13 protein-coding genes are annotated in these 16,981 nt (G+C 70.9%); 12 read left to right on the top strand and 1 reads right to left on the bottom strand.

What is annotated here, in order from left to right; all coding sequences use genetic code 11:
• A partial coding sequence (uxaC, locus tag VFE05_13465) for a glucuronate isomerase (GenBank protein HET6231076.1) occupies positions 1-1,228 on the bottom strand: 1,228 nt, incomplete at its 3' end.
• A gap of 722 nt (positions 1,229-1,950) precedes the next feature.
• On the opposite strand from uxaC, the gene VFE05_13460 reads away from it, so the two are divergent.
• The 12 genes from VFE05_13460 to VFE05_13405 all read left to right on the top strand — a co-directional run bounded on the left by VFE05_13460 (position 1,951) and on the right by VFE05_13405 (position 16,812).
• A complete protein-coding gene (locus VFE05_13460; protein ID HET6231075.1) occupies positions 1,951-3,495 on the top strand; it encodes an aldehyde dehydrogenase family protein in 1,545 nt (514 codons plus the stop codon).
• A gap of 54 nt (positions 3,496-3,549) precedes the next feature.
• On the top strand, positions 3,550-4,764 hold the full coding sequence (locus VFE05_13455; GenBank protein ID HET6231074.1) for an ROK family protein: 1,215 nt from the start codon (positions 3,550-3,552) through the stop codon (positions 4,762-4,764).
• A 119-nt stretch (positions 4,765-4,883) separates the two neighbouring features.
• Complete coding sequence (locus tag VFE05_13450; GenBank protein HET6231073.1) at positions 4,884-5,264, top strand: hypothetical protein; 381 nt, start codon at positions 4,884-4,886, stop codon at positions 5,262-5,264.
• Complete coding sequence (gene pelA, locus VFE05_13445) at positions 5,261-6,541, top strand: pectate lyase (GenBank protein HET6231072.1); 1,281 nt, start codon at positions 5,261-5,263, stop codon at positions 6,539-6,541. Before VFE05_13450 ends, pelA begins: the two co-directional genes overlap by 4 nt.
• A 32-nt stretch (positions 6,542-6,573) precedes the next feature.
• A complete protein-coding gene (locus tag VFE05_13440; protein ID HET6231071.1) occupies positions 6,574-8,067 on the top strand; it encodes a glycosyl hydrolase family 28 protein in 1,494 nt (497 codons plus the stop codon).
• Positions 8,068-9,369 (top strand): glycoside hydrolase family 88 protein, encoded by a 1,302-nt coding sequence (locus VFE05_13435; GenBank protein HET6231070.1) that lies wholly within the window; start codon positions 8,068-8,070, stop codon positions 9,367-9,369.
• 69 nt (positions 9,370-9,438) lie between these two features.
• Complete coding sequence (locus VFE05_13430) at positions 9,439-9,783, top strand: cupin domain-containing protein (GenBank protein HET6231069.1); 345 nt, start codon at positions 9,439-9,441, stop codon at positions 9,781-9,783.
• A complete protein-coding gene (gene kduD, locus VFE05_13425) occupies positions 9,780-10,553 on the top strand; it encodes a 2-dehydro-3-deoxy-D-gluconate 5-dehydrogenase KduD (protein ID HET6231068.1) in 774 nt (257 codons plus the stop codon). Before VFE05_13430 ends, kduD begins: the two co-directional genes overlap by 4 nt.
• A gap of 211 nt (positions 10,554-10,764) precedes the next feature.
• The gene (gene kduI / locus VFE05_13420; GenBank protein HET6231067.1) at positions 10,765-11,589 is read left to right on the top strand and encodes a 5-dehydro-4-deoxy-D-glucuronate isomerase; all 825 of its coding nucleotides are present in this window, start codon (positions 10,765-10,767) and stop codon (positions 11,587-11,589) included.
• 77 nt (positions 11,590-11,666) lie between these two features.
• Complete coding sequence (locus VFE05_13415) at positions 11,667-12,851, top strand: DUF4861 family protein (GenBank protein ID HET6231066.1); 1,185 nt, start codon at positions 11,667-11,669, stop codon at positions 12,849-12,851.
• A gap of 222 nt (positions 12,852-13,073) precedes the next feature.
• Positions 13,074-15,542, top strand: a complete 2,469-nt coding sequence (locus VFE05_13410) for a glycoside hydrolase family 2 TIM barrel-domain containing protein (protein ID HET6231065.1) — start codon at positions 13,074-13,076, stop codon at positions 15,540-15,542.
• Between the two features lie 43 nt (positions 15,543-15,585).
• The gene (locus tag VFE05_13405) at positions 15,586-16,812 is read left to right on the top strand and encodes a glycoside hydrolase family 88 protein (GenBank protein ID HET6231064.1); all 1,227 of its coding nucleotides are present in this window, start codon (positions 15,586-15,588) and stop codon (positions 16,810-16,812) included.
• Positions 16,813-16,981: the final 169 nt, after the last annotated feature.

Raw genomic sequence — 16,981 nt, 5'->3', positions numbered from 1 at the left:
AGCGGCGCATCCCCTCGATGCTGTCGTGAAACCACCACGGCGGGCCCAGGCGTAGCGCGGGATAGTGCCCGGCCAGCGGCGCCAGCTCGCGCGCGTAGGTCGATTCGTCGAGGGTGAAGAGGACCAGCGTGAGGCGCGGGTCGTTGCCGTACGCGTTCAGCAGCGCGCGCAGGTTCCGCGTGTACTCGGTCGCGACGGGGATGTCGGCGCCCATGTCCAGCCCGAAGCGCGCGTGGATGCGCTCGTTGTGGTCGCGCAGCGAGCCGGGATGGAGCTGCATCACCATCCCGTCCGCGGTGGACATGCGCGCCATCTCCATCAGCATGTGCGCCTCGAAGCGCCGCTGGTCCGCCGCGGTCGCCGCGCCGTCCAGCGCGAGCCGGAAGATGCGCTCCGCCTCGCCGTCCGCCAGCCGCTCGGTGTACGGCTCGAGCACCGCGTGGTCCGTCGCCGTGGCGCCCATCGACCGGAAGAACGCCCGCCGGTCCTCCAACGCGCGGATGAGGTCCGCGTAGCTGGAGATGGCGACGCCGGAGATGCGGGCCAGCGCCTCGATCTCGCCACGCCAGCCGGGCAAGGCGATGCGGAGCACGGCGTCGGGACGGAAGCTGGGGACCACGCGCCCGCCCCACCCGGACTCGCGGATGCGGCGGTGCGCGTCCAGCGCGTCCGTGGCTTTGTCGGTGGTCGCGAGGACTTCGATGTTGAAGCGGTCGAAGAGGGCGCGCGGGCGGAACTCCGGCGAGCGCAGCTTCTCGGCGATCTCGTCGTACACGGCCTGCGCCGTCGCGCCGTTCAGCTTGCGCGCGACGCCGAAGACTTCGACGAGCTGGTGGTGCAGCCAGACGCCGGTGGGGGTGCCGCGGAAGAGGAACCAGTGGTCCGCGAACGTCTGCCAGATCTTCCGCGGATCGGTCTCCACCGCCGTGCCGTCGCGCGTGGGTATCCCCATGCTCTCCATGGAGATGCCCTGCGAGTACAGCATGCGGAAGATGTAGTGGTCCGGCGTGAGGATCAGCGCCGTGGGCTCGGGGAATGGCGCGTCGTCGGCCAGGAGCGCGGCGTCCACGTGGCCGTGCGGGCACACCAGCGGAAGGCCCCGCGTCTCCTCGTACAGCGCGCGGGCGGCGCGGCGCACGGACGGTTCCGGGTCGAAGAAGCGGTCCTCGTGGAGCGTGAGGGCGCCGGGCGAGATTCCGTCAAAGCCGGCGGCGGCAGACCGTTGCATGCAACACTCGCTGGAGATGAAAAGCTCGTTGGGGACTGCGGAGCTGCGACTTTGCTCGGGGTGCCGAGGGTTCGGGGCGGGCGGAAGGGATGCCCCCTCCCCCGGCCCCTCCCCCGCAAGCGGGAGAGGGGAGACCAAAATCGCGGACCGGGAGTGCGGCGCGGTGGCGGCTCGGGCGGCCGGGACCGGGCCGATGGGAGCTGCGGCGGCATCGCCCGGGCGGCTGAAGCCGCGGGCTACGACGGCGCGAAGCCCGCCTGCGCGGGCTGCTGCCGTACTATCGCTCCGGCCCCCACGCGTCGCTCCATCCGCTTGTTCTTGCCAGCAAAGCCCCGGTCGGCGAAACCCTCGCCCCCACCGTGGAACAAGCTCCCCTCTCCCGCTTGCGGGGGAGGGGCTGGGGGAGGGGGCACCCCCTCCGCCGCTTATTTGCTCCCGTCCGGAACAATAAGCCTGCGCAGCCACATCGTACGGGCGTTCGTCACGAAGGTCTGGATGCGGCGGGGATGATGCACTACCTTGTGTGAGCGACGCAAGGCTCCATCTAGGATCCGCCGCTCTTCCGCCATCAAAGGCGAGCCCCTTGCGCATCAGGAGCGGAGCGCCGATTTTGTTCCTAGTTGGAACTAACTGCGCCCAATCTACGACGGACCTTCCCGAAGCGCAACGCCCGCGCATCCTCCGCGGACCGCGCGCCGGACCTCCAGCCCGCGACGGCAGCCATGGCCCAGACGATCGCACAGCAGGTCCGTTGGCCGCACCTCGTATCCCGCATGACCTCCGCAACGCCCGAGGCGTTCGGAGACGGCGGCGCGCCGCTCAACCTGATCGGCGGCGAGTGGACGCTGCCGGGCACGCCGCGCCCCGTGACTTCGCCGGTGGACGGCAGCGTGCTCGGCGCCCTGCCCTTCATCGGTGCCGCGGACGCGACGCGCGCCGTGCAGCTCGCCGCGGCGGAGGGGCCTGCGTGGGCCACCACCGACCTGGACGAGCGCCGCGCCTGCGTATCCGTCGCACTGGAAGCGCTGCGCGCGCATCGCGACCTCATCGCCCGAATCCTCATCTGGGAGATCGGCAAGCCGCTGGCGCAGGCCGAGGTGGACGTGGACCGCTGCATCAGCGGCGTGGAGTGGTACGTGGACGGGATGGAGGAGATGATGCGCGGGCGGCAGCCGCTGGGCCTCGTCTCCAACATCGCCTCGTGGAACTACCCGTTCTCGGTGCTGATGCACGCGGTGCTGGTGCAGGCGCTGACGGGCAACGCCGTCATCGCCAAGACGCCCACCGACGGCGGCCTCTTCTCCCTCACGCTGGGCTTCGCGCTCGCGCGGCGCGCCGGTCTGCCCGTCTCGCTCGTCAGCGGCTCCGGCGGCGAGCTGAGCGAAGCGCTCGTCCGCTCGCCCGAGGTGGACTGCCTGGCGTTCGTGGGCGGGCGCAGCAGCGGCAGGCAGGTCGCGGCGGCGGTAGTGGACCAGCGGCGCAGGCACATGCTGGAGATGGAGGGCGTGAACGCGTACGGCGTGTGGGAGTTCTCGGACTGGGCGAGCCTGGCGGACCAGATCCGCAAGGGCTTCGACTACGGGAAGCAGCGCTGCACGGCGTACGCGCGCTTCGTGGTCCAGCGCCGTCTCCTCCCGCAGTTCCTGGAGGCGTACCTCCCCGTCGTCCGCGGCCTGCGCGTGGGCAACCCCACGCTCACCGACGGGCCGGGCGACCAGCTTCCCAAGCTGGACTTCGGGCCGCTGATCAACGCCGCGCAGGTGCAGGCGCTCCGTGAGCAGGCGCAGCGCGCCATGGACGCCGGCGCGATGCCCATCTACACCGGCGAGCTGGACCGCGCGCGCTTCCTGGACGGCCAGGACGATTCCGCCTACCTCGCCCCGATGGCGCTGCTCGCACCGCCGCGCAGCTCCGACATCTACTACAAGGAGCCGTTCGGGCCGCTGGACACCATCGTGGTCGTGGACCGGCCGGACGAGCTGATCGCGGAGATGAACGTGAGCAACGGCGCCCTCGTGGGCTCGCTCGCGTGCGACGATCCGGCCGTCGGGAACGACCTGCTTGCCCAGGTGCGCGCCTTCAAGACGGGCCTCAACAAGGTCCGCTCGCGCGGCGACCGCGAGGAGGTGTTCGGCGGCACGGGCGAGTCGTGGAAGGGCGCCTTCGTGGGCGGCGCGTACCTCGTCCAGGGCGTGACCCGCGGCCCCGAGGGGGAGCGCCTGTTCGGCAACTTCCCGGATTACACCCTGCAGCCCGCCGCCCGCTGAGCCCCCGCCCGTGACTCCCTCCCCCGCCCCCCGCCGCAGCCCTCCGAGGCGCCGATGAGAAAGATCAACGTGCGCGACTTCAAGCTCGCCACGCGCTCCACCTCGCGAGACATCAACCGGCAGATCGCGCTCAACCTGGTCCGCGAGCACCAGCCCATCTCGCGCGCCGACCTGGCGCGGCGGATGAACGTGGGCCGCGGCCGCATCACCGCGCTGGTGAACGAGCTACTGGTGGAGGGCTCGATCCTAGAGGGCGACACGGTCGACGCGCCGCGCGGCCGCAAGCCCAAGATGCTGATGGTGCGCACGCGCGACCGGCTGGTGGTGGCCATCGACATCCGCTTCAGCCGCACGTACGTGATGCTGAGCGACTTCGCCGGGACGCAGATCGCCCTGGAGATGTTCGATACGGAGACGGACCCCGAGAAGCTGAGCGAAGAGCTGGCCGGGCGGGTGGAGCGCCTGCTGCGGACCTACGCGGCGGACGGGAGCTGCGAGGGCATCGGCCTCGTGGTCCCGGGCATGGTGGACCAGCGCACGGGGATCGTGCTGAACGCGCCGCAGGTGGGCTGGCGCGACGTGGACATCCGCGGCACGCTGGAGCGCGCCACCGGCCTACCGGTGCACGTGGAGGCCGCGCCCATCGCCTGCGCCCTCGCGCAGATGTGGCTGGGCGAGCGCGGGACGGACTCGGGCGACTTCGTCTACGTGACGGTGTCGGACGGCGTGGGCGCCGGCGTGGTCGTGAACGGCCAGGTGCTGCGCGGCGCGGGCTACACGGCCGGCGAGTTCGGCCACATCCCGGTGCAGACGGACGGGGCGCCGTGCCTGTGCGGGTCGCGCGGGTGCTGGGAGGCGTACACGTCCAACATCGCCACCCTCTCCCGCTACCTGGGCCACGACCTGTCCGACGCGGAGCTGCGCGCGCGGCTGCGGCAGACGGCGCTCACGGTGCCGGACCTCATCACCCGCGCCCGCACCGGCGACGCCGCGGCCCGCGCCGCCATCGACGAGACGGGGCGCTACCTGGGGATGGGCCTAACGATGATCGTGAACGGCGTGAACCCGTCGCGCATCTTCGTGGGCGGCGAGATCACGGCCGCATGGGACATGATCGAGCCCAGCGTCCGCGCCGCCGTCCGCGGCCGCGCGCTCACGAGCATGGCCGCCGCCACGCCCATCATCCCCGAGCCCGTCGGCTACCCGCGCCTCCGCGGCGCCGCCGCCCTCGTCGCCGCGCCCACGTTCGCCGCCCCGGTGGTGGCGTGATGAACGGGACCGCGCCCCCTCCCAGCTCGCCTAGGCTCGCTACCCTCCCCCACAAACTGCGTGGGAGAGGGTTGGATGGGCGTCTTCCTGTTCCCGGTACGCTCTCGCCCGGTGCGCCGTTGCGGACACATCCGAAGCGCGACGCGGCTCCTGAGCGAGCCCGCGAAGGCGGGCTTCGTGCCGTCGTAGCCCGCGGGTTTACCCGCCAGGGCGTCCCCGCGGCCGAGACGTCGTTCTCCGTGAACGCCGTGAACGCATCTGCCGCGTCCGGCCGCCCCGCACACACCCGCATGGATCTGCTCGTCTGCCTCCGCGACGTCACGCCTTCCGCGTTCGGCGTTCCCGCACATGCCCGCGACGTCACCTCAAACGCGTACGGCCGGCTCTCTCGCACCCGCGGCATCGAATCGTCGCAGTGGATGACCGTCTTCGCATCTCCCGAGAGCTTCGCATCTCCCGAAGGCTTCGCATCTCCCGGAAACGCGGTGGTGGTTCGATGAAGATGCGGATTCCGGTGCGGGTCGCGTTGATCGGTGCGGCGTGGCTGACGGTGGGATGTGCGCCGATGCGGGCGCAGACGGCGGATTCGATGGCGAAGCTGGGTGTGAATCCGACCGAGCGGGATACGACGCCGCTGCTGGGCGATGCGCGGATCGCGGCGCTTCCGGCGGAGCAGCGGGCGGGGTGGCAGGCGTACGTCGCGCGGTCGCGGGCGCTGCGCGCGGCGGACCAGGCGCTGATGGCGGCGGAGCTGAGAGCGGCGGGGCTGGAGAAGATGACGCGCGCGCCGTACGTCCACGACTTTGAGGTGCTGCCGAGCATGACGCCGCAGTGGTTCGCGGGCGACAGCGCTCAGCGGATGGCGAGCGTGATCCTCAGCTTCCAGACGCCGTCCGGCGGCTGGTCCAAGCACGTCGATTTCACCAAGCAGCCGCGCCAGCCGGGCCAGAGCTACTTCTCCGAGACGGCGGATTGGCAGTACATCGCCACCATCGACAACAGCTCGACGACCGAGGAGATGCGCTTTCTCGCGCGGGCGGACTCGGCGCGGCCGGATGCGCGGTACCGCGATACGTTCGTGCGCGGGCTGGGCTACCTGCACGCGGCGCAGTTCCCCAACGGCTGCTGGCCGCAGGTCTACCCGCTCCAGGGCGGCTACCACGACGCGGCGACCTTCAACGACGACGCCATCCTTAACGTCGCCGCCCTGCTGCGCGACGTGGGCGCGGGCCGCTACCCCTTCGTGCCGGAGGCGGAGCGGGCGGCGGCGCGCGCATCCGTCGACCGCGCGGTGGAGTGCATCGTCGCCAGCCAGGCGCGCGAGGGCGGCAAGCTCACCGTGTGGGGCCAGCAGCACGACCCGCTCACGCTGGAGCCGACGAGCGCGCGCCGCTACGAGCTGACGTCGCTGACCGCGCAGGAAAGCGCGGACCTGCTGCGCTTCCTGATGTCGCTGCCCGAGCCGAACCCCCGCGTCGTCACCTCCGTTCACGCCGCGGTGGACTGGCTGAGGCACAACGCGGTGGAAGGCTACAGCTACGAGAACCAGGTGCTGACGCCGCGGCCGGGCGCGCCGCCGCTGTGGGCGCGCATGTACGAGATCGGCAGCAATCGCCCGATCTTCAGCAACCGCGACGCGGTGAAGCTCTACGACTGGAACCAGCTCACGGACCGGCGCACGGGCTACAACTGGTTCACCACCGCACCCGCCGGCGTGATCTCGCGCTACGCGCGCTGGGCCGCCCGGCACCCGCTCCCGGCCACCACGGCGCGCTGAGCGCCGAAACCGAACCACGCACGCGAGGCGAGATGCAACCTCACGGATTCAACCGGCGTGACTTCCTGAAGACCCTGGGCGCGGGCGTGGGCGCCGCGCTCGTCCTGCCGTCGCTCACCGCGTGCGCCGGCACGCTCGGCGCGTCCGGCGCGCGAGGCGCGGCGGACGAGGCGAGCCTGACGGGCTGGGACCGCGTGCCCGGCATCCTCGCCCGCATCCGTCCGCCGGTCTTCCCGCGCCGCGACTTCCCCATCACGCGCTTCGGCGCGGTGGCAGACGGAACGACGGACGCGACGGCGGCTTTCCGCGCCGCAATCGATGCATGCTCGTCCGCGGGGGGCGGGCGCGTGGTCGTGCCCGCGGGGCGGTATCTCACGGGTCCCATCCACCTGCGCAGCAACGTGGACCTGCACGTGGAGAAGGACGCCACGGTGCTCTTCTCCCGCGACCCGAAGGCGTATCTCCCGGCCGTACTCACGCGGTTCGAGGGCACGGAGCTGATGAACTACTCGCCGTTCATCTACGCGTACGGCCAGACCAACGTCGCGATCACGGGCCAGGGCACGCTGGACGGGCAGGCGGACCGCGAGCACTGGTGGTCCTGGAAAGGCAGCGCGGAGTTCGGCTGGCGCGAGGGGATGCCGAACTACAAGGCGTCGCGTGTGCGCCTGCTCGCCGCGGCGGAGAACGGTGTGCCGGTGGAGCAGCGCACCTTCGGCGAGGGCGACTACCTGCGCCCGCAGATGATCCAGCCGTACCGCTGCGCCAACGTGCTCATCGAGGGCGTCACCATCCGCAACTCGCCCATGTGGGAGATCCACCCCGTCCTGTGCACCAACGTCACCGTGCGCGGGGTGACCATCGACAGCCTGGGGCCCAACAACGACGGCGTGGACCCCGAGAGCTGCCGCGACGTGCTGATCGAGGACGTCACGTTCAACACGGGCGACGACTGCATCGCCATCAAGTCCGGGCGGAACGCAGACGGGCGCCGGCTGAACGTGCCCAGCGAGAACATCGTGGTCCGCAACTGCCGCATGGCGGACGGGCACGGCGGCGTGAGCATCGGCAGCGAGATCTCCGGCGGGGTGCGCAACGTGTTCGTGGAGAGATGCCGCATGGACAGCCCCAACCTGGAGCGCGTGACGCGCCTAAAGACCAACGCGGTGCGCGGCGGCACGCTGGAGCACATCTACCTGCGCGACATCACCGTGGGCCAGGTCGCGCACGACGTGCTCGCCATCGACTTCTTCTACGAAGAGGCCGACAAGGGCACGTTCATGCCCACCGTGCGCGACGTGGAGCTGCGCAACGTGACGGCGGAGAAGAGCGAGCACGCCCTCTACCTCCGCGGCTTCCCGCAGGCGCAGATCAGCGGCGTGCGGCTCATCGACTGCGACTTCCGCAACGTCGCCAAGCCCAACGTGGTGGAGAACGCGCCCGGGGTGGAGCTTCGCAACGTGCGCATCAACGGCACCGTCGTCACCTCGCTGACGCCGCGCCCCGCAACCGCCGGAGCGCGGTAGATGCGCATCTCCCGACTCCCGTCCCTCCTCCCCTCGCCCGACGTGTCGCGGACGGCGCGAACGGAGATGCGCGGACGGTGGATGATGCGCATCGTCCCCGCCCTTCTCGCATCCGCCGCTCTCGCGTCCAGCAGCGCTTCGGCGGATGCGCAGACTCCGCGTGCTGCGGCCTCTCATCGGCCGAACGCATCTCGACCGACGGACGCTCGTCCCGCGACGGCGACGCTGTGGTCGGTGCGGATGGCGGAGTCGGTGATGCGGCGGAATCCCGTCGTGCATCCGGACTGGGACTACACCGCGGGCGTCGTCCTTCAGGGCATCTGGAACGTGGGGCAGAAGACGGGCAATCCACGCTTCGCGGCGTACGTGCGGACGAACATGGAGCGCGTGGTCACGCCCGACGGGCGCATCCCCACGTACGACTCCACCGCGCTCAGCCTGGACGAGATCGCGCAGGGAAAGCTCCTCTTGCCGCTCTGGCAGGCCACGCACGACGAGCGCTGGCGCAGCGCGGCCATGCTGCTGCGCGCCCAGCTCCGCCGCCATCCGCGCACGGCCGAGGGCGGCTTCTGGCACAAGAAGACGTATCCCGAGCAGATGTGGCTGGACGGGCTGTACATGGGCGGGCCGTTCTACGCGCAGTTCGGCCAGGTCTTCCGCGAGCCGGCGGACTTCGACGACGTGGCGAAGCAGGCGCTGCTGATGACGCGCCACACCCGCGACCCGCGCACCGGCTTGCTGTACCACGGCTGGGACGCGGCTCACGCGCAGCCCTGGGCAGACACGACGACCGGCCTGTCACCCAGCTTCTGGGGCCGCGCGGTCGGCTGGTACGCGATGGCGCTGGTGGACATCCTCGACTACCTGCCGGCCAGCCATCCCGACCGGCAGGAGCTGGTCCGCGCCCTCCGCGACGTGTCCGCCGCGGTGACGCGGGTGCAGGACCCGGTGACCGGCCTGTGGTGGCAGGTGCTCGACCAGCCGAACCGGCGCGGAAACTACCTGGAGGCCAGCGCGTCCAGCATGTTCGTGTACGCGCTCGCCAAGGGCGCGCACAAGGGCTACCTGGCGCCCGAGTACCTGGACGTGGCGCGCCGCGGCTACGACGGCATCGTCCGCAATCTGGTGACGGTGGATGCGGACGGGCTGGTTTCGCTCAACGGCGTCTGCCAGGTCGCGGGCCTCGGCGGACGGCAGAACCGTAGCGGCACGTACGCCTACTACGTCTCAGAGCCGGTGGTGGCGAACGACTACAAAGGCGTGGGCCCCTTCATTCTCGCGAGCGTGGAGCTGGGCCGGTAAACGCGCGCGCCGCCGCTCGGGACCGGGCAGCGGCGCGCTTTTCATCTACGGAAACGGAAACAACGGTAGATGCAGACGATGGAATCGGAGACGTTCGTGGAGGGCTCCGCGCTCGCGTGGGAGACGACGGGCGAGGGCATCGAGCGGCAGATCCTGGGCTACGACGCCGCGGTGATGATGGTGCGCGTCCGCTTCCGCGCCGGCGCCGTGGGCAGCCGCCACAATCACCCGCACCGCCAGGTCACCTACGTCGAAGCGGGCTCGTTCGACGTCGAGATCGACGGCGAGACACGCACCCTCCGCGCGGGCGACAGCTTCATCGTGGCGCCGGACCTGTGGCACGGCGTGAAGGCGGTGGAGGACGGTGCCCTGCTGGACGTGTTCGCTCCCGCGCGCCGGGACTTCCTCTCGTGAGCGCCGCCGCGAACGGCCCGTTCTCGCTGGAAGGCAAGCGCGCCCTCGTCACCGGCGCGAGCCGCGGGCTGGGGCGCGCGATGGCGCTGGGCCTTGCATCCGCCGGAGCCGACGTGGTCTGCGCGAGCACCCGCCGCGAGGGCACGGACGAGACGGTGTCACTTGTCCGCGCGGCGGGGCGGCAGGCGTGGCAGGTGGAGGCCGACCTCTCCGACCGTGCCGCCGTCCTCGCAATGGCGGACGATGCGGAGCAGCAGGCGGGACGGATCGACATCCTCGTGAACAACGCGGGCACCATCCGCCGCCACCCCGCGGTCGATTTCCCGCTCGACGAGTGGGACGAGGTGATCCGCACCAACCTCGACTCCGTGTTCCTGCTCTCCCAGCGGCTGGGCCGCGGGATGGTGGAGCGCGGCGCGGGGAAGATCGTCAACGTCGCGTCGCTGCTCTCGTTCAGCGGCGGGATCACGGTGCCTGCGTACACCGCCAGCAAGCACGCCGTGGCCGGGCTCACGAAGGCGCTGGCGAACGAGTGGGCGCGCTTCGGCGTGCAGGTGAACGCGGTCGCGCCCGGCTACTTCCGCACGGACAACACGCAGCGCCTCCAGGACGACGCCACGCGATCTGCCGAGATCAGCGCGCGCATTCCCGCCGGCCGCTGGGGCGAGGCCGAGGACCTGGCCGGCGCCGTCGTCTTCCTCGCATCGCCCGCGGCGGACTACGTGAACGGGCACGTGCTGGTGGTGGATGGGGGATGGATGGCGCGGTAAGGTGCCCCCTCCCGCTCGCTTAGGCGCAAGCGGGAGAGGGTTGGGGTTGGAGGCGCTTCGGAGGATGGTACGCGAGGTAACCGGGGTTAGTCCGCGAAGGCGGACTTTGCGCAGTCGTTGCCGCGACTTCAGTCGCCCGACGAGAAGATGCGGCGATCCGTCGAGTCGCGGATCATCTACCCGAATTCGAAAAACAAGTCGAGGAGTTGAGATGCACTACACGCCGCACCCCGAGCAGGCCCGCCGCATGACCACCGGCGAGCTGCGCGCCGGCTTCCTGCTGGAAGAGATCTTCCGTCCGGGCGAGACCGTGCTGCACTTCGTGGACTTGGACCGCGCCGTGATCGGCGGCGTGATGCCCGTGGCGGACGCGATCACGCTCGACGCGCCCGAGGCGATGGCCGCGGAGTTCTTCTGCGAGCGGCGGGAGCTGGGCATCCTCAACGTCGGCGGTGCGGGGTCGGTGACGGTGGATGGCGAGACGCACGCCCTCCGCAACCGCGACGGCCTGTACGTGGGCCGCGGCAGCCGCAGCATCGAGCTCCGCAGCGACCAAGCCGATGCGCCGGCGAAGTTCTACCTCGTCAGCTACCCCGCGCACGCCGAGTATCCCACGACGCTCGTCCGCCTGGAAGACGCGGAGACGGTGGAGCTGGGCAGCGCGGCCGAGGCCAACCGCCGCACGCTGCGCCGCTATTTCCACCTGAACGGCGTGAAGACCGGGCAGCTCGTGATGGGCTTCACGGAGATGATGGAGGGCAGCGTGTGGAACACCATGCCCGCGCACACCCACACGCGCCGCACCGAGGTCTACCTCTACTTCGACGTGCCGCAGGAGGCCGTGGTCTTCCACCTGATGGGCGAGCCCGCCGAGACGCGCAACGTAGTGGTCCGCGACGGGCAGGTCGTACTCTCGCCCGCGTGGTCCATCCACTCCGGCTGCGGCACGCGCGCCTACAGCTTCTGCTGGGCGATGGGCGGCGAGAACCAGGTCTTCGCAGACATGCAGGCCGTCGCCATGGGCGACCTCCGCTGACGCTGCACACGCCACGCGGCGCGGCCGCCACGGCCGCGCCGCTCGCACACCTGAACGCACCGAGACGCGAGCACCGTATGATCTTCCGCACCCGCCTCCTTCCCGCGGCCGCCCTGCTGGCCGCCGCCGCACCCGCCGCCGCGCAGCGCGTACCGGGCATCGCCGTCCGCGCGCAGAACACGCTCGCCATCGAGCGGCACGACGAGACGCTGTCGTTCGGCTGGGACGCGCTGGTCCGCCAGCTTCCCGCGCTGCGCCCCAACCTGGTCCGCGCGGTGGACGCGACGGGCGTGGAGGTCCCCGTGCAGGTGCTGGACGGCGACGGCGACGGGCGGCCGGACTCGCTGCTGGTGCAGCAGAGCTTCTTCCCCGGCGAGACACGCGAGCTGACGATCCAGACCGCCGCGCCCGCACAGAAGGCCGCCACGCGCGTGCACGCCGCGTACAACACGTGGCGCGACGACGTGGCGTGGGAGAACGACCGCATCGCCTTCCGCACGTACGGCATGGGCCTGCTCAAGCTGGAGCCCACCACAATCACCAGCGGCATCGACGTGTGGCCCAAGCGCACCCGCGCCATGGTGCTGGACCGGTGGTACGAAGAGGACGAGCAGAAGCGCGGAACCTACCACGTGGACCGTGGCGAGGGCGCGGACCTCTACAACGTAGGCCGCACGCTGGGCGCCGCGGGCACCGCCATCTGGAAAGACGGCAAGCTCTTCCGCGCCACGAACTTCCGCAGCCACCGCATCCTGGCCGACGGCCCCATCCGCGGCCTCATCGAAGTCACGTACGACGCGTGGGACGCGGCTGGCACGCCCGTCACCGAAACGAAACGCATCACCATGGATGCGGGCAGCAACCTGTACCGCAGCGAGAGCGTCTTCCGCTTCGATGGCGCCCCACTGACGCTGGCGATGGGCACCGTCAAGCGCCCGTTCCTCGTGGGCAGCACGAGCGCGGACCAGGACTGGGCGTGGATGAGCACCTGGGGTCCGCTGGAGCAGGCCGCCCACGGCACGGGCGACATGGGCACCGCCATCATCCTCCCGAAGTCGCGCCTCGCGGGCAACCAGGAAACGCCGGATCACTTCCTGGCCTTAACGCAGATCCAGTCCGGCGTCCCCATCGTCTTCTACGCCGGCGCCGGCTGGACGAGCAGCCGCGACTTCGCCGACGCCGAGGCGTGGTGGTCCTACCTCCGCGACTCCGCCGCCCGCCTCGCCACCCCGATCAAGCTGACGGTGGGGACGGGAGCCTGAGAGAAACAAGGTAGATGAACAGCCGCCCGCCTGGCGGTTGAAACCGCGGCAACAACGGCGCAAAGTCCGCCTTCGCGGACTAACCCCGAACCTTCCTCCGCCCCGGAGGCGGGGCCGCGCACCGAACCACCAACCCTCTCCCGCTTGCGGGGGAGGGTGCGAGCCTAAGCGAGCGGGAGGGGGCGCCCCCTCCCGCACCGAACCACCGAGCAGCCCACGGCCTTGAACGAACGCCCGTCCATCTCCACCATCGCGCTCCTCGCTCTCTCGCTGATGATCGGCGGCGAGGTGGCGCACGCGCAGCAGCCTGCGCTCGCATCCCCCGTGCGCTACACGCTGGGCGCGGGCGGGACGCGGCAGAGCTACGATCTGGACCGCGGGTGGGCGTACCTGGAGCGCAACGTCGCCAGCGTGGAGGAGGTGGATCGCGTTCCGGCGGCGGAGTGGGCGCACGTCGATCTGCCGCACACGTGGAACGCGTTCGACACGGTCGATCCCGTTCCTGGCTACCGGCGGGACGCGAGCTGGTATCGGCGTGAGATCGCCATCGGCGATACGGTGGGCGCGCGGTACGTGCTACATTTCGAGGGGGCGAACATCACCACCGACGTGTTCGTGGACGGACGGCGCGCGGGCGGGCACGTGGGCGGCTACATCGGCTTCGACGTGGACCTCACGCGCTTGCTGCGCCCGAACGAAGCGAGCCGCATCGACGTGCGGGTGAGCAACGCCGTCGATCCGCACGCCATCCCCTCGCAGAAGTCCGACTTCTTCATCGACGGCGGCATCACGCGCGACGTACAGCTCGTCGTCTTCCCCACATCTCACGTCCGCCGCATCGCCGTCCGCACGCCGCGGGTGAGCCGGGCGAGCGGCAGCGCGTCCGTCACCGCGGAGATTTCAATGCCCCGCGGCGCTATCGGCTACTCGGTCGAGACGGTCGTCGCAGGACCGGACGGGCACGTGGCCGCACGCGCGACGCGTCAGGTTTCGGGAGATGCGGACTCGGTCTCCATCGACCTTCCCGCCGTTCGTAACCCGCGGCTTTGGTCGCCGGACTCGCCCGCGCTGTACACGGCCACGGTGCGGCTGCGGCGCGACGGGCGGACGGTGGATGAGGCAAGCGACCGCTTCGGCTTCCGCTGGTACGAGTTCCGGCCGGGCGGGCCGTTCCTGCTGAACGGACAGCGCGTGCTGATCCGCGGAACGCAGTGGCACGAGGACTACGCGGGCCGCGGTGCCGCGCTCACCGACAGCCTGCGTGTGCGCGACCTGGCGGCGATCAAGGCGATGGGCGCCAACTTCGTGCGGCTCGCGCACTATCCCCACGACCCGTCCGTGTACCGCGCGGCGGACTCGCTGGGGCTGCTGGTGTGGGACGAGCTGCCGTGGTGCCGCGGCGGCATCGGCGACGCGGAGTGGCAGGACAACACGCGCCTCCTCCTCCGCGAGCAGATCCGGCAGAACATCAACCATCCCAGCATCATCCTGTGGTCGCTGGGCAACGAGATCGACTGGCTGCCGGACTTCCCCGGCGGCGGCGACGAGCGGCGCATCGACGCCTTCCTCGCCGAGCTGAACGGCATCGCCCACACGATGGACCCGAGCCGGATGACGGCGCTACGGAAGTACGCGGGGGCGATGAAGATCGTGGATGTCTTCTCCCCGTCCATCTGGGCCGGCTGGTACTCCGGCGTCTACGGGGACTACGAGAAGGCGCTGACCGCCGCGCGCACCCAGGTGCCGCGAATGGTCCACATGGAGTACGGCGGCGACAGCCACGTGGGCCGCCACACCGAGAACCCCGTGAGCGGCGAGGGCCTGGCGAGCCCGGGCAACGGCGAGGAAGCGGCGACGCAGGTGAAGGTCGCGAACATCGCGCAGAACGGCGACTGGAGCGAGAGCTACATCGTGGACCTGCTCGACTGGCACCTCACCGTGGCGGAGAAGCTGGATTGGTTCACCGGCAGCGCGCAGTGGATCTTCAAGGACTTCCCCACCCCGCTGCGGCCGGAGAACCCCATCCCGTACATGAACCAGAAGGGGCTGGTGGACCGCGACGGCGTGCCCAAGGACGCGTTCTACGTCTACAAGGCGCACTGGACGCGCAGCCCGCGCTTCACCTACGTCGAGTCGCACACGTGGACGGAGCGCAGCGGTCCCGCCGGCAAGCCGCGCCGCGTACGCGTGTACAGCAACTGCGACGCGGTGGAGCTGCTGCTGGACGGCGCCAGCCAGGGCGTCCGCCGCCGCGACCCGGCCGACTTTCCGGCGATGGGCCTGCGCTGGGACGTCACGTTCCGCGAGGGCGCTAACCATCTCGTCTCCCGCTGCCAGCCCGGCGACGCCGTGTCGACCGACTCCGTAACCGTGCGCTTCACGTCCGTCCAGGCCGGCGCGGCGGACCACGTGGAGCTGTCGTCGCATCCGCTGCCGAACGGCAACGTGCTGGTCGAAGCGGTCGCGGTGGATGCGAAGGGCAACCGGGCGCTGGACTACAACCGACGCATCTACTTCTCGCACGATGGCGGCGGACGGCTCCTGGCCGATTTCGGCACGCCCACGCGCAGCCGGGTCATCGAGATGGCGAACGGCCGCGCGGCCATCGAGTTCGCGCCCGGGGTCGGAGGGCGCGCGGTGATCGAGGCGCGCAACCAGGACTTCAAGGGCGCGTACCTGGTGCTCCAGTAGCACAGCGGCGCCCCATCCACCGAACGACGGAGATCCACGGAAAATGCACGTTCGCCCGCTCGCCCGCGCCGCCACGCTCGCCGCGTGCTTCCTCGCCGCCGCGTGCGCCCCGCCCGCGTCCCCGAGCCCGCGCGCCCGGCCGCGCAACGCGCTGGACTCGGCGGCGTTGGCGACGCTGGACTTCGCCGCGGCGCGGTATGCGCAGGCTGCCGAAGCGCACGATCCCGCCGCGGGCTATCCGCGCGCCACGAAGCCGGATGGGACGTGGAACGCCGTGCCGATGAACGACTGGACGAGCGGCTTCTTCCCCGGCACGCTCTGGTATCTGTACGAGCAGACGCGCTACCCGGCGCTGCGCACCCAGGCCGAGCGCTGGACGCTGCCGCTGGCGGACATCCCCAAGGGCCGGTACACGCACGACCTCGGCTTCCAGTTCTTCTCGTCGTTCGCCAAGGCGTACCGGCTCACCGGCCAGGAGCGCTTCCGCGCGCCCGCGCTGAACGCCGCGGGGCTGCTCGCCGGGCGCTACAACCCGACGGTCGGCGCGATCAAGTCGTGGGACTGGACGGACCCGAAGCGGCCGTATCCGGTGATCGTGGACAACATGATGAACCTGGAGCTGCTCTTCTGGGGCGCGAAGCACGGCGGCCGGGCGGAGTGGACGCAGATGGCGAGGCAGCATGCCCTCACCACGCTCGCCAACCACGTGCGGGCGGACGGCGGCTCGTTCCACGTCGTCGTCTTCGACCCGGCGACGGGCGCGGCGCTGGAGCGCATCACGCACCAGGGCTACGCGGACTCGACCACGTGGGCGCGCGGGCAGGCGTGGCTCATCTACGGCTTCAGCATGGCGTTCCGGGAGACGCACGACGCGCGCTACCTCGCCGCCGCCCGCCGCGTCGCCGACTACGCCATCCCCCGCCTCCCGGCAGACCACGTTCCGTGCTGGGACTACCAGGCGCCCGGCTGCCCGGACGCCCCGCGCGACGCCTCCGCCGCTGCCGTCACGGCGAGCGGCCTGCTGGAGCTGAGCACCTTCGTCCCCGGCCCCGATGGCGCGCGCTACCGCCGCACCGCCGAGGAGATCCTGGCTTCGCTCACATCTCCCGCGTACCTGGCGCGCGACGCACGGACCGAAGCCGTGCTGGTCCACAGCGTCGGCAACAAGCCCGCGGGCACGGAGATCGACGTCGGCATCAGCTACGGCGACTACTACTTCGTGGAGGCGCTGATGCGCTACCTGGCGCTGCGGGGGATGAGCGCACTGTAATGCCCCCTCCCGCTCGCTTAGGCTCGCACCCTCCCCCGCAAGCGCAGGGCTGTTTCATTCCAGCAGACCGAGGAGGGCGTGAATGTCGTGGGCCAAGAACCGTCGAGCACGGGTCAGGGACTGGTGTCCGGCGCGCCGGAAGAGGGTTACCGCGATGCTTCGCAGCAGC

The organism is Longimicrobiaceae bacterium (assembly GCA_035696245.1).
Classification (GTDB): Bacteria; Gemmatimonadota; Gemmatimonadetes; order Longimicrobiales; family Longimicrobiaceae; genus DASRQW01.
The sequence above is the reverse complement of the archived record's forward strand: the minus strand, read 5'-3'. Positions and strand labels throughout refer to the sequence as shown.